Source organism: Cupriavidus sp. a3 (assembly GCF_051015765.1).
Lineage (GTDB): Bacteria > Pseudomonadota > Gammaproteobacteria > Burkholderiales > Burkholderiaceae > Cupriavidus > Cupriavidus oxalaticus_A.
Genome location: NZ_CP170643.1, coordinates 3,098,266 through 3,111,875 on the forward strand (window position 1 = coordinate 3,098,266; position 13,610 = coordinate 3,111,875).

Annotated in this window: 12 protein-coding genes and 1 pseudogene; 2 read left to right on the plus strand and 11 right to left on the minus strand. The window is 67.3% G+C overall.

The window, feature by feature from the left end; all coding sequences use genetic code 11:
• Positions 1 to 288 (plus strand): NAD-dependent epimerase/dehydratase family protein (locus tag ACAD63_RS14890; protein ID WP_434032905.1); only part of this gene is annotated, 288 nt, incomplete at its 5' end.
• Positions 246 to 872: pseudogene (locus ACAD63_RS14895) on the plus strand (bifunctional UDP-4-keto-pentose/UDP-xylose synthase); the annotation flags it as partial. The gene ACAD63_RS14890 and the pseudogene ACAD63_RS14895, both read left to right, overlap by 43 nt.
• A gap of 33 nt (positions 873 to 905) precedes the next feature.
• Here the strand turns inward: ACAD63_RS14895 and ACAD63_RS14900 are convergent.
• From ACAD63_RS14900 to ACAD63_RS14950, 11 genes are all read right to left on the minus strand, one after another.
• On the minus strand, positions 906 to 1,985 hold the full coding sequence (locus ACAD63_RS14900) for an alpha/beta fold hydrolase (RefSeq protein ID WP_133096830.1): 1,080 nt from the start codon (positions 1,983 to 1,985) through the stop codon (positions 906 to 908).
• A gap of 278 nt (positions 1,986 to 2,263) precedes the next feature.
• On the minus strand, positions 2,264 to 2,668 hold the full coding sequence (locus tag ACAD63_RS14905; RefSeq protein ID WP_434032906.1) for a hypothetical protein: 405 nt from the start codon (positions 2,666 to 2,668) through the stop codon (positions 2,264 to 2,266).
• A 233-nt stretch (positions 2,669 to 2,901) separates the two neighbouring features.
• Complete coding sequence (locus ACAD63_RS14910; protein WP_434032907.1) at positions 2,902 to 3,387, minus strand: hypothetical protein; 486 nt, start codon at positions 3,385 to 3,387, stop codon at positions 2,902 to 2,904.
• Between the two features lie 281 nt (positions 3,388 to 3,668).
• A complete protein-coding gene (locus ACAD63_RS14915) occupies positions 3,669 to 5,570 on the minus strand; it encodes a potassium transporter Kup (protein ID WP_434032908.1) in 1,902 nt (633 codons plus the stop codon).
• A 318-nt stretch (positions 5,571 to 5,888) separates the two neighbouring features.
• Positions 5,889 to 6,626: an ABC transporter ATP-binding protein gene (locus ACAD63_RS14920; RefSeq protein ID WP_434032909.1), complete on the minus strand. Its 738-nt coding sequence runs from the start codon at positions 6,624 to 6,626 to the stop codon at positions 5,889 to 5,891.
• Complete coding sequence (locus ACAD63_RS14925; protein ID WP_135705016.1) at positions 6,623 to 7,384, minus strand: ABC transporter ATP-binding protein; 762 nt, start codon at positions 7,382 to 7,384, stop codon at positions 6,623 to 6,625. The genes ACAD63_RS14920 and ACAD63_RS14925 overlap by 4 nt, the downstream gene beginning before the upstream one ends.
• On the minus strand, positions 7,381 to 8,469 hold the full coding sequence (locus ACAD63_RS14930) for a branched-chain amino acid ABC transporter permease (protein ID WP_133096825.1): 1,089 nt from the start codon (positions 8,467 to 8,469) through the stop codon (positions 7,381 to 7,383). The genes ACAD63_RS14925 and ACAD63_RS14930 overlap by 4 nt, the downstream gene beginning before the upstream one ends.
• Before the next feature lies 1 nt (position 8,470).
• Positions 8,471 to 9,337: a branched-chain amino acid ABC transporter permease gene (locus tag ACAD63_RS14935; protein WP_063238635.1), complete on the minus strand. Its 867-nt coding sequence runs from the start codon at positions 9,335 to 9,337 to the stop codon at positions 8,471 to 8,473.
• 256 nt (positions 9,338 to 9,593) lie between these two features.
• Complete coding sequence (locus tag ACAD63_RS14940; RefSeq protein WP_195429522.1) at positions 9,594 to 10,796, minus strand: ABC transporter substrate-binding protein; 1,203 nt, start codon at positions 10,794 to 10,796, stop codon at positions 9,594 to 9,596.
• 121 nt (positions 10,797 to 10,917) lie between these two features.
• Entirely contained in the window at positions 10,918 to 11,733 is an 816-nt protein-coding gene (locus ACAD63_RS14945; protein ID WP_195429524.1) for an alpha/beta fold hydrolase, read from the minus strand.
• A 25-nt stretch (positions 11,734 to 11,758) separates the two neighbouring features.
• Positions 11,759 to 13,396: a benzoate-CoA ligase family protein gene (locus ACAD63_RS14950; protein ID WP_195429526.1), complete on the minus strand. Its 1,638-nt coding sequence runs from the start codon at positions 13,394 to 13,396 to the stop codon at positions 11,759 to 11,761.
• Positions 13,397 to 13,610: the final 214 nt, after the last annotated feature.

Consider the following 13,610-nt stretch of genomic DNA (forward strand, 5'->3'; position numbering starts at 1 on the left):
ATCAACAAGCCGCGCTGGATCTATGCCTGCTCCAAGCAACTGATGGACCGCGTGATCCACGCCTACGGCATGGAGCAAGGGCTGAACTACACGCTGTTCCGCCCCTTTAACTGGATCGGCGCGGGCCTGGACTCGATCTTCGAGTCGAAGGAAGGCTCGTCGCGCGTGGTGACGCAGTTCCTCGGCCATATCGTGCGCGGCGAGCCGATCAAGCTGGTCGACGGCGGCGCGCAGAAGCGCGCGTTATCAACAAGCCGCGCTGGATCTATGCCTGCTCCAAGCAACTGATGGACCGCGTGATCCACGCCTACGGCATGGAGCAGGGCCTCCACTACACGCTGTTCCGCCCCTTCAACTGGATCGGCGCGGGGCTGGACTCGATCTTCGAGTCGAAGGAAGGCTCGTCGCGCGTCGTGACGCAGTTCCTCGGCCATATCGTGCGCGGCGAGCCGATCAAGCTGGTCGACGGCGGCGCGCAGAAGCGCGCGTTTGCCGATATCTCGGACGGCATCGGCGCGCTGATGCGCATCATCGAGAACCCGAGCGGCATCGCCAGCGGCAAGATCTTCAATATCGGCAATCCGGCCAACATCCATTCGGTGCGCGAGCTGGCCGAGATGATGCTGAAGATGGCCGCGGACTACCCCGAATACGCCGAGGAGGCGCGCAAGACGCAGATCGTCGAAACCTCGTCGGGCGACTTCTACGGCAAGGGCTACCAGGACGTGCAGCACCGCGTGCCGAAGATCGACAACACCGTCGAGGAACTGGGCTGGAAGCCCGAGGTCACGATGGAGCAGTCGCTGCGCCGCATCTTCGAAGCCTACCGCGGGCACGTGGCCGACGCGCGCACGCTAGTGAACCAGTCGTAGGCGCAGGCAGGCAGGCCACAGGCGCTCGATGTCCTAAGCGTCCGCCCGGTCAAACCCCGCCTTGCGCGCCAGCACGATGGCCTGCGCGCGGTTCTCCACTTCCAGCTTGGCGAAGATGCTGGTGATGTGGTTGCGCACGGTCTTTTCGCACAGGTCCAGGCGCGCGGCGATCTGGGCGTTGTCGCGGCCCTGCGCGATCAGCTCGACGATATCGCGCTCGCGCCGCGTCAGCGCGGTGAAGGCGGGATCGCGCACCGGTGCCGAGGCCGGCAGGAAGGCACGCACCTCGTCGAGCCATCGGTTCCAAGCGGGCTCGGTGTCGAGCAGCAGGTGATTGCCGCTTTCCAGCGGCACGAAGCGCGCGCCGGGAATTTCGCTGGCGATCAGGCGGCCCTCGTCGAACGGCACGCGCGCGTCGCGCACCGCATGCAGCACCAGCGTCGGGCACGTGACCCTCGGCAGCAGTTCGACCACATCGATCTCGTTGAACACGCGCATGAAGCGCGCGGCATTCAGCGGCGACGTGGAGACCCGCTCCAGCTCGTTGAACCACGCATGCTGCTCGGCCGTGCCGCCCGGGATGAACTGGGTCGTGAAGAACTGGCGGAAGGCGGGATTCTCCTGGCCCCAGCCTAGCTCGGCGAGCTTGTTCATCAATTCGGCTTCCTCGCGCAGGCGCGGGCTCAGGTTGTCGCGCTTGAGCCGCCCGCGCGCATAACCGCCGTGGAGGATCAGGTGGCTGACGCGCTCGGGGTGCGCCACGGCGTAGGCCACGGCGATCGATGCGCCCTGCGAGATACCCAGCAGCGGGAAATGCTCCACGCCGTTGGCATCGACGATGGTTTCGAGGTCGCGCAGCCACGCGTCGAACGACAGGTCTTCGATATCGCGGTCGGACAGCCCGCAGCCGCGTTCGTCATAGCGGATCAGCGTGTGGTGCGCCGACAGGGCCATGATCATGTGGCTCCACACCGGGCTGTCCACATCGAACTCGAGGTGGCTCATCCAGTTGGCCGCCTTCACCAGCGGCGCGCCGCTGCCCGTGACGGCGTAGGCAAGGCGAACGCCATCCCGGCTGGTGCACAGGCGAATCTGCTGCTTGAACATCGGCATGTCGGGCCGCGCGGTGCTGGGACGGCCTGCCGGCGGCGCGGCCCTCGGGACCGTGCCTGCCAGGCGGGCGCGCCGCGTGACTTCACTAGTGTAGGAAAGGATCGGTGCGGCTTTGCAAGGGATTGCGCAAGCGCGCATGGCGTTGCGCGAATGCACCGGCCCGGCATGAAACCGGGCCGGTGGTCAGGGACGAGCGTGCGGCAGCGTTTGGCACGGGCGGGTCCTGACGCACATGCGGGCGCATGTGCGCTGGCATGGTGCCTCACCGAGGCACGCGGTTATGCATGGCTGAGGCATTCGCCACTGTCGCGCGGGCCGCTGCGTGCGCCGTCGCTGTAGCCGTCGCGCGATCTGGTGCGGGTCCCTTCCGTAAACGGGTCGAACTGTCCCATGCGCGCGCCGTCGGTATATGGATCGGGCTTGCGCATGCCGTCACGGTACGGATCAAAGTCACGGACCGCGCACACTGACATGCCCTGGCGCGCCACCACGGACAACATCGTGGCCTCGGTCGCGGGCCCGTGCGCTCCGTCGCTGAAGGCGTCGCGCTGTCCGTGGCGGACATGCGCGGCAGTCCGCGTGGCTTCGTCACCCGCCCCGGCGTGGGCGGTCGGGCTCGCGCCGACCGCCAGTGCGGCAAGTGCGGTGACGGTGAGCAGGGTCTCGGCAAACTTCTTATGCATTGCTATCTCCAACCGGGGATGCCGGCAGCGTGGCCGCTGCGGTCCCTCATGCAGGCGATCACCAACGGAATGCACGGGCCGCACGGGATCGCCTTGGCCGTGCGGGCCGATTGCCCGGCGCCTGCCGGCTGCCCTCCCATCGCGGCAGCGGTGCGGCGCCTGACTCCTGGATCAGGAAGATGCGGGTGTGGGGGGTACGGGCGCGCATGGCGCCCCGCTTCAGTCGCTCAACGTCAGTGCAGCCATCCGAACATCGCGAGCAGCGGCACCAGCGGCACCAGCGGCACCAGCGGCATTAGCGGCGACAGCGCCGGCGACGGCATCAGCCGCGCCGGACTGCGCCAGCGTGCCGCCAGGCCCGCCGACACGCGGTCGGCGGCCAGCTGCACCGCGGTGCGCCAGAGCGCCGCATCCGGCGCCTGGCGGCCGCGCAGGGAGCGCGCCAGCGACAACGCGCGTCCCAGCTCGCGCGCCGGCGCGCCGTGATCGTGGTCCAGCTCGCGCAGCGAGGCCAGCCACGACTCCCAGTTCGCGTGTGAATGACAGAAGACGTAGAGCAGCAGCAGCGCCGGCGGCAGCAGCACCGCGCCGGTGGGCGCGATGCGCTCGCGCAGCATGCGTCGCAGCCATGGCGGCAGCGCACGTCGCGGCAGGCGCGCGCGACGGGCTTCGTCGGCATGCCGGCTGGACGGGCGAGACCACTGCTGCAACGAACGCATGGCACGGCTCCTCGAGGAGGCGGACCGCCACGAAGGGGTCCTGTGACAAGTTGAGGGTTGCATTGTCCGGCCCGGGGCCGGCGCGCGCATGAGGCCGTGGTCCCGGGCCGGCTGCTGCGACGCCCGGGTTTCCGGGACAAGTGCCCCGGGGGAGCGCCGGCGGGTGGCGCATGGCAGACGCGCGCCTCGACCGCGCGGGCCGCGTCAGACAAAAAAGCCCCGGGACACGCCTTGCGGCGCCGTCCCGGGGCTTGCAGCGGCGGGCACCAGGCCCGCCCGCTTCAGATCTCGACCTTGGTACCCAGCTCCACCACCCGGTTGGCCGGGATCTGGAAGAAATCTGACGGCTTGGCGCCGTTCTGATGCATCCAGGCGAACAAGCTTTCGCGCCACATCGTCATGCCCGGCAGCTTGGACGGAATCACCGATTCGCGCGCGATGAAGAACGAGGTTTCCATCAGCTCGAAATGCATGCCGAGCTTGCGGTCGGCCAGGTCCAGCACCTTCTGCACGTCCGGCGTTTCCTTGAAGCCGTATTCCGACTTCAGGATAAAGACGCCGCCGCCCAGGTCCTTGCAGCTCAGGCGATGATCGTCGTCGACATACGGCACGTCGCGCGTGATGAAGTGCAGGAACACCACGCGCTCGTGCAGCACGCGGTTATGCTTGAGGTTGTGCAGCAGCGACACCGGCACCGACTCGGTGTTGCCGGTCAGGAACACCGCGGTGCCCTCGACGCGGTGCGGCGGGTGCGCCAGCAGGCCGGCGATGAACGGCTCCAGCGGGATGCCGTCTTCCAGGCTGCGCGCGCGCAGCAGCTTGCGGCCGCTGTACCAGGTCATCAGCATGAAGAAGGCCATGCTGCCCAGCAGCAGCGGGAACCAGCCGCCTTCGGCGACCTTGAGCAGGTTGGCGGCAAAGAACGACAGGTCGACCAGCAGGAAGCCCGCGCCGACCAGTACCACCAGCGCCGTGTTCCACTTCCACACATTGCGCATGCACACCGCCGCCAGGATGCTGGTGATGACCATGGTCGTGGTCACGGCGATGCCGTAGGCCGCCGCCAGGTTCTCGGACTTCTTGAACGAGATCACCACGCCGATCACCAGCACCAGCAGCAGCCAGTTGACCACCGGCAGGTAGATCTGGCCGATCTCCGCGGCCGAGGTGTAGCGCACGCGCATGCGCGGCACAAAGCCCAGCTGGATCGCCTGGCTGGTCAGCGAGAAGGCGCCGGAGATGACCGCCTGCGAGGCGATCACCGTCGCGCAGGTGGCCAGCAGCACCATCGGGATCAGCAGCGGCTCCGGCACCATCAGGTAGAACGGGTTCTCGGCGCCGGCGGGGTTTTGCAGCAGCATCGCGCCCTGGCCGAAGTAGTTCAGCATCAGGCACGGCATCACCAGGATGAACCAGCCGAGGCGGATCGGCCGCGCGCCGAAATGGCCCATGTCGACGTACAGCGCCTCGGCCCCGGTCAGCACCAGGAACACCGAGCCCAGCACGATAAAGGCCTGCAGCGCATGCTCGAGAAGGAAGGTGATGCCGTACAGCGGATTGACCGCCTTGAGGATTTCCGGCGCCTGGACCAGGTTCAATACGCCCAGCGCACCCAGCGTCAGGAACCATGCCGTCATGATCGGCCCGAACAGCTTGCCCACCGCGTGCGTGCCATGGCGCTGGAGCAGGAACAGCCCGGCCAGGATGGCCAGCGTGATCGGTATCACGAATTGCGACAGCTGCGGCGCCGCGATCTCCAGCCCTTCCACCGCTGACAGCACCGAGATCGCCGGTGTGATGACCGCGTCGCCATAGAACATGCAGGCGCCGAAGATGCCCAGCATCATCAGGAACTTGGCCTTGCCCGAGCGCGGTGCCACGGAACGCAGCACCAGCGCCATCAGCGCCAGTACCCCGCCCTCGCCGTCGTTGTCGGCGCGCATGATGAACACCACGTACTTGATCGAGACCACGATGATCATGGCCCAGAACAGCATCGAGATGACGCCCAGCACGGCGTCGGGGCTGAAGGCGATGCCGTGCTCCTTGCTGAAGCACTCCTTGAGCGCGTACAGCGGGCTGGTGCCGATGTCGCCGAAGACGACGCCGACCGCGCCGAGCACCAGGGCGCGCGTGCTCGGACTTTCGACGAAATAATGGCTGGTTGTGGACTGGGTAGTCATGAGATTGGGTCTGCCCGGCCGGCTTGCCGGCAGTTTGGTTGGCTCTGTCAGTCGCCACCCGGCGCGGGGTATCGACTGCTGCGACCGTTTTCCGGCGCTTTTTGCGTTCTATTGCATTGCACAAACCCGCGCAATTCTAGATGAACTGCCCGCGAACGACCACTCCGGTGATCCGGATGCCGTTTTCGTGACCGAGCAAGCATGGGAGGGAAGTGGCCGGTGGTCAAGGCCCGGGTAAGCAATACAGCGTGTCCTTGCGCCCGCAAGGGCCGTTGTGGCACAACAACATTTGTGCCTCAGGCGGCACCCAGGAGGGGCCTATACGCCGAGGTAACGATCCAGCGCTTCCGGCTTGCCGGCCAGGTCGGCCGCCGGGCCAGCCAGTACCACCCGGCCTTTTTCCAGCACCACGGCGCGGTCGGCGTGCGCCAGCACCGAGCGGAAGTTGCGGTCTACCACCACCGAAGCGATCCCGGTGGCGCGCACCGTGGCGATGACTTCCCAGATCTCGCGCACGATGCGCGGGGCCAGCCCTTCGGTGGCTTCGTCCAGCACCAGGCAGTCGGGATTGGTCATCAGCGCGCGGCCGATCGACAGCATCTGCTGCTCGCCGCCGGACAGTTGCTGGCCGCCATGCGAGAGGCGCTCCTTCAGGCGCGGGAACAGGTCGAGCACACGCGCCTCGTCCCAGTCGTTGCGGCCATTGCTGCCCTTGCGGGCGGCCATCAGCAGGTTTTCACGCACCGACAGGCTGGGGAAAATGCCCCGCCCTTCCGGCACGTAGGCGACGCCGAGGCGCGCCACCTCGTAAGGCTGCGCCCGCGACATGTCGCGGCCGGCCACGCGGATCTGCCCCTGGCGCTGGCGCATGTGGCCCAGCAGCGTGCGCAACAGCGTGCTCTTGCCCATGCCGTTGCGCCCCAGCAGGCCCACGGTCTCGCCCACGCCCACGGTGAAATCGATGCCGCGCAGCACATGGCTGGAGCCATACCAGGCGTTGATGCCGGTGGCTTCGATCATCGGTGTGCTGGTGAGTGTGCTAGTAGGCGTACTCATGCGGCCTCGTTTTCTTCTTCGCCCAGGTAGGCAAGCTGGACTTCGCGGTTGGACCGGATCGCCTCGGGCGTGCCGGTGGCGATCACCGCGCCGTTGACCATCACGGTGATACGGTCGGCAACCGAGAACACCGCGTCCATGTCGTGTTCGACCAGCAGGATGGCATGGCCCTCGCGCAGGCCGCGCAGCAGCCCGAGCATGCGCGTCGATTCCTCGGCGCCCATGCCGGCGAGCGGCTCGTCGAGCAGCAGCGCAACCGGCTGCGTAGCCAGGCACATCGCCACCTCGAGCTGGCGCTTCTGGCCATGCGCCAGGTCGCTGGCGCGCCGGTCCGCCAGCGGCGCCAGGCCGGCGCGCTCCATCGCCTCGTCGGCCAGCGTGGCGCTGGTGCGGCAGCCCTGCGCGCTTTCCCACAGGCGCCAGGCCCGCTGCGCGCGCGACTGCGCCGCCAGCCGGCAGTTCTCGCGCACGGTCAGCGGCAGGAAGATGTTGTTGCGCTGGTAGCTGCGCCCCACGCCGTGCCGTGCCAGCCGCGGCTGCGACCAGCCGGTGACCTCCTCGCCCTTCAGAAACAGGCGCCCTGACGTGGGCGGCAGCTCGCACGACAGCATGTTGATCAGCGTGGACTTGCCCGCGCCATTGGTACCGATCACGGCATGGATCTCATGCAGCGCCAGCGACAGGTCGACGCCGGCCACGGCAGTAAGGCCGCCAAAGCGGCGCGTGAGCTGCTGCGCCTGCAATACCGGGGTGTTCATGCGGCCTCCGTATTTCGCGCGTTGCCATCATTGGTCTCGCTGGCTTCGCTCCCCTGCCCGCCATTGTGCCGCCCGGTCTTGCCGCGGCGCCCGTGCCGCAGCACCGCGGGCAGGCTCACCAGCCCCCGCGGCAGCAGCGCGACGGCAACGATGATGAAGCCGCCCATCACGAGCTGCCAGTGCTTGGTCAGCGTGCTGAACCATTCGGCCAGCAGCACGAACGAAAACGCCCCCAGCACCGCCCCGGCAAGGCTGCCGACACCGCCCAGGATCACCATCAGCATGGCGTTGCCCGACTGGTGCCACGACGCGATCTCCGGGTTGACGAAGCCGAACTGGATCGCATAGAGGAAGCCGGCCAGCCCCGCCAGCACCCCGCCGGCGACAAAGGCGCCTAGCTGGTACCGATAGGTGGCATAGCCGGCGGCGCGCATGCGCTGCTCGTTATGGCGGATGCCCACCAGCGCATGGCCGAAGCGCGAACGCAGCACCAGCGCCAGCAGCGCGACCGTGGCCACCAGGCCCGCCCACACCAGCCAGTAGAAGTGCGTGGGGTCGGTGACGGTCAGCAACTGCTCGCCCGGCACCGGGAATTCCGGGCGGAAATAGATATAGGTGCCGTCGCTGCCGCCCGCGAGCTTGGTGTCATGGAAGACGAAGTAGACCATCTGCGCGAAGGCCAGCGTCACCATGATGAAATACACGCCGCGCGTGCGCAGCACCAGCGCGCCCACCACCAGCGCCAGCCCGGCCGAGGCGGCCAGCGCGCCGGCCAGCAGCAGCCAGCCGTTGCCCGGCCCGGATTGCGGCGCGAGCATCGCGGTGGCGTAGGCCGCCATGGCGAAGTACGCGGCATGCCCCAGGCTCACCAGCCCGGTATAGCCGATCAGCAGCTGCAGCGACAGCGCGAAGATCGCCATGATCATCACCTTGCTGAGCAGCTCGATATAGAACTTGTGGCTGTCCGCGGTCAGCAGCAGCGGCAGCACCGCCAGCACGGAGAAGGCCACCAGCCAGCCCAGCGCGGCAAGCAGCGCGGCATTGCCGCGGGAATGCCGGCGCGCCGGCAATGTCGTCGGATTCATGTCAGCCCGCCTTGAACAGCCCCTGCGGCTTCCACAGCAGGATCACCGCCATCAGCAGGTAGATCAGCACGCCGGCCGCCTCCTGCCAGAACACCTTGCCAAAGGTATCGACGAAGCCCAGCAGCAGCGAGGCCACCAGCGCGCCCTTGACCGAGCCGATACCGCCGATCACCACCACCACGAAGCACACGATCAGCACCTGCCCGCCCATGCCCGGATACACCGACGACACCGGCGCCGAGATCATCCCCGCCAGCACCGCCAGCGCCACGCCCAGCGCGAACACGAAGCGGTACAGCACGGTGATGTTGATGCCGAGCGACTGCACCATCTCGCGGTTGGTCGCGCCCGCGCGGATCATCATGCCCAGCCGCGTGCGCCGGATCACGTAGTACATGGCCGCGGCCACCGCCAGGCACACCGCGGAGATAAAGAGCCGGTACACCGGGTACGTCATGTCGTTGCCGATCGGCAGCGCGCCGTCGAGCAGCGCCGGCACCTGCACGCCGTGCACATCGTCGCCGACCAGGATGCTGCGCAGCTCTTCGAACACCAGGATCAGGCCGTAGGTCATCAGCACCTGCTGCAGGTGGTCGCGCTCGTACAGGTAGCTGAAGAAGGCCCACTCCAGCACGTAGCCGAACACCACCGCCAGCACGATGCCGAGCGGGATCGCGATAAACAGGTTGCCGGTCAGCCCGGCGAGCGTGAAGGCAAGGTATGCGCCCAGCATATAGAAGCTGCCGTGCGCCAGGTTGATCACGCCCATGATGCCGAAGATGAGCGTCAGGCCGCTGGCGACCAGGAACAGCAGCAGGCCGTACTGCACGCTGTTCAGGCACTGGATGAGGAAGGAGACGATGTCCATGCGGGCACTTCTGCAGACTACGACAGGGAAGACGGTTTTGGGTGCGCCAAAGCCGCCCGAACTTGCCTGAGCAAGGTGTTCTCCCTCTCCCCGCATGGGGAGAGGGGTGGGGTGAAGGGTGGTTTAGCCAGGTACCAGATCAAGCGGAGCCTTCGGTCTTGAATCGATGGGCGTCAGCCTTTGACCCGCATGCCCTCACCCCCTGCCCCTCTCCCGCAGGCGGGAGAGGGGAGCAAACACGCGGGTATTGAAGCGCTTACAGCCTGCACCCACGCGCCGGATCCGCCAGCGCCTTCACCGCCACCGAGCTGACCTTGTTCTCGCGCCCGTCCACCTTGCGCAGGTAGAAATCCTGCACCGGGTTGTGCGCCTTCGACAGCGTAAAGGCACCGCGCGGGCTGTCGATCTTGGCCGAGCCCATGGCCTTGTACAGGTCCGCCTTGCGCGTCATGTCGCCCTTGACCGCACTGGCACCGGCCGCGAGCAGCTGTGCCGCGTCATACCCCTGCACCGCGTAGACGTCGGGCTGCAGCTTGAAGGTCTTGGCGTAGTCCAGCCGGAAGTTCTTGTCGCGCGCATTGCTCAGGCCGTCCGCGTAGTGCAGCGTCGTTTCCAGCCCCTGCGCGGCGTTGCCCTGCGCTTCCAGCGTGCCGTCGGTCAGGAAGCCCGAGCCGTACAGCGGGATCTTGTCCTTCAGCCCCGCCGCGGCCCAGTCCTTGACGAACTTGACCGCGCCGCCGCCGGCAAAGAACACGAACACGGCATCCGGCTTGAGCGAAGCCACCTCGGTGATCAGCGCCTGGAATTCGACGTTGGGGAAGGGCAGGCTCAGCTCCTTCACCACCTTGCCGCCCTTGGCCTCGAAGGCCTCCTTGAAGCCCTTGACCGACTGCTCGCCGGCGGCGTATTTCCACGTCAGCGTCACCACCTTCTTGAGCCCGCGCTCGGCCAGCACCTGGCCCATCGCATAGCCCGGCTGCCAGTTCGAGAATGAAGTGCGGAAGATGTTCGGGCCGCACAGCGGACCGGTGGCTTCATCGACGCCGGCGTTGGGGATGATCAGCAGCGTGTTGTTTTCCTTGGCGACCTTGACGATGCCCATCTGCACGCCCGAATGCACCGTGCCGACCACCACGTCGACCTGGTCGCGCTTGACCAGCTTGGTGGCGTTTTCCGGGGCCTTGGCGGGGTCGGATTCATCGTCGACCTTGAAGTACTCGATCTCGCGGCCGCCGAGCTTGCCGCCCTGCTGCTGCACATACATGCGGAAGCCGTTCTCGATGGCGGTGCCGAGCGCCGCGTACGTGCCGGTGTACGGCAGCATGAAGCCGACCCTGATCTTGCCGCCCGGTGCGGGCTGGGCTGGCGGGGCGGGCTGGGCCGAGGCGCCGGCCATGGCAAACACGGTGGCGGCGGCAAGGCAGGCAGGCGCGAGCCCGCGCGGTGTGAAGCGACGCATCAATGTCTCCTGGTGGTCAAGCCGGCGGCTTACCGGACCGTTGCCGGTCCCCCTGCCGCTGCCGTGGCCTGCGACGGCGCATGCTGCGCCGCGGACCCTGCGGAGCGGGCGGGAAGCCCAATTATTTTAGGTATGAAGTATGTGTGTTTATATGCCGAACCGCGGCCTGCGTCAACGCCTCAGGCTGGTCGCGGTGTGGCGAATGCCCGCATCGCGCGAGTTTAAGCAACGTGGTTTGTGGGGCATATCGATGGATACCCTCGATCTGCGCCATGGTGCCGTACTCGTCGTCTTCGCCCTGCACCGCCAGCACCGGGCCCGTCAGCCCCGACAGCAGCGGACGCAGGTCCCACTGGCGGAAATCCGGGTCGAGCCAGATATCGTTCCAGCCCCAGAAGGCGGATTCGACGTCGTCATGATGGCGCCCCAGCCGCTGGCGCAGGTCGGTGTCGAGATAGACCTGGCGCGTGGCGGCGATGCTGCTTACTGACAGGTCTTCCACCACGATATGCGGCGCGAGCACGGTGATGCCGTCCAGCGCCTGCGGGAAGCTGGCGGCATAGATCAGCGCGATGGAAGCGCCATCGCTGTGCCCCATCAGCCAGGGCACGCCATGCTTGCGGCCGGGCCCGATATCGAGCGCGTCGAACAATGCCGGCAACGCCTCGCGCGCCTGGCGGTGCATGAAATCGGGGCGCCATTTCTCGGCATGCGGGCGCGGCGTGGAACGGCCGTAGCCGTAGCGTGAGAACACCAGCCCGCGATAGTCGCCGGCCTCGCAGAAATCGCGCGGGAAATCGCGCCACATGCTGACCGAGCCCAGGCCTTCGTGCAGGAAGACCACCAGCGGACGCTGCGTGCGCTCGGGGCGCAGCCACTGGTATTCGATCTGGATACGGCGTTCGTCGAACGGGATTTCCACCAGGCTGGTGGGCATCGGCATCTTGTCGTCTGGCATCGCTTCAGGAAGGAGTTGTCTGGGACTGGCGCGCGGCTTCCTCGCGCTGGCGCAGCCGGAAACGCTGGATCTTGCCGGTGGCGGTCTTGGGCAGTTCCGGCACGCATTCGATCTGGCGCGGGTACTTGTAGGGCGCGAGGCGCGCCTTGATGAACGCCTGCAGCTCCGCGGCCATGCCGTCCTGCCATTGCTGGCCCGGCCGCAGCACGACGAAGGCCTTGGGCTTGACCAGCTCGTCGGCATCGGCCACGCCGATCACCGCGGCTTCGAGCACGGCCGGGTGCAGCGCCAGCGCGGCTTCGACCTCGAACGGCGAGACGTAGATGCCGCCGACCTTGAGCATGTCGTCGCTGCGCCCTGCATAGGTGTAGTAGCCGTCGGCATCGCGCAGGTACTTGTCGCCGCTGCGCGTCCATTCGCCGACAAAGGTGTCGCGGGTCTTTTCGCGATTGCACCAGTACATCAGCGCCGCGCTCGGTCCCTTGATGTAGAGGTCGCCGATCTCGCCGGGCGCGCACGGTTCGCCGCGCTCGTCCAGCAGCTTCAGTTCGTAGCCCGGGACGGCCATGCCCGTGGTGCCGTAGCGCACCTCGCCGGGCCGGTTCGACAGGAAGATATGCAGCATCTCCGTGGAGCCGATGCCATCCAGGATGTCGCAGCCGAAATGCGCCAGGAAACGCTCGCCGATATCGCGCGGCAATGCCTCGCCGGCGGAGGTGCACACGCGCAGGGCCACGTCGCTGCGCACGGGCAGGTCGGGCGCGGCGAGCATGCCGGCGAACAATGTCGGCACGCCGAAAAACACTGTTGGCCGCTGCTCCCGCAGTCGCCGGAACACCGCCGTCGGCGTGGGCCGTTCGGCCATCAGCACGGTGGTCGCGCCAACCGACATCGGGAAGGTCAGCGCATTGCCCAGCCCGTAGGCGAAGAACAGCTTGGCGGCCGAGAACACGACGTCGTCCTCGCGAATGCCGAGCACCTGGCGGGCATAGAGATCGGCGGTGTAGAACAGGTTGCCGTGGGTATGCACCGTGCCCTTGGGGCGGCCGGTCGAGCCCGACGAATAGAGCCAGAACGCCATGTCATCGGGGCCGGTGCGCGCGACCGGCGCCGGCGAGCGGGTGCGCGCCAGCATCGCGCCCACGCTGCATGCCGGCGCCGCATCGCCATGCGGGGCGGCCTGGATCACCATCGGCGACAGGCCGCTCTTGTCGATCGCTGCCTGCATCACCGGCAACAGCGGCGTCGATACCACCACTGCGCGGGCGCCGCTGTGCGCGAGCATGTACGCATAGTCGTCCGCGGTCAGCAGCGTGTTGACCGCCACCGGCACCACCCCGGCCAGCAGGCAGCCGAGAAACACCGTGGGGAAGTCGACAGTATCGAGCGCGCACAGCAGCAGCCGCTCTTCCTGCCGGAATCCCGCATCGCGCAGCGCGCCGCCAAAGCGGCGGGCGCGGGCATCGAGCGCGGCGTAGGTCAGCGAAGTGGCGTCGTCGACATAGGCGACCTTGTCGCCCCGCCCTGCTTCGAGGTTGCGCGAAAGCAGGTCTTCGGCGGCGTTGTAGCGCGTCGGCAGCACCGCGACGGTGCCGTCCGGCGCTGCAGTGCGGGCAATGGCGGCGGTATTCGGGGGCGTCATGTCTCCACTCCTTGGTGTCGCATGCCGCGCGCTGCCTGGACCGGTAGCTACGCGCCAGGCGCCAGGCCAGTCGCTGTTATCTCGATGTCCGGATCACTTGCGTGCCGGCATCCGCTTTGCGATGCATTTTATTTCATATCCACTATTATGCAAGCAAGGGGATGCACTATAAGACAGCGCCTTGCGGGGAGCCGCCGGGCGGGAGCCCGAAGCA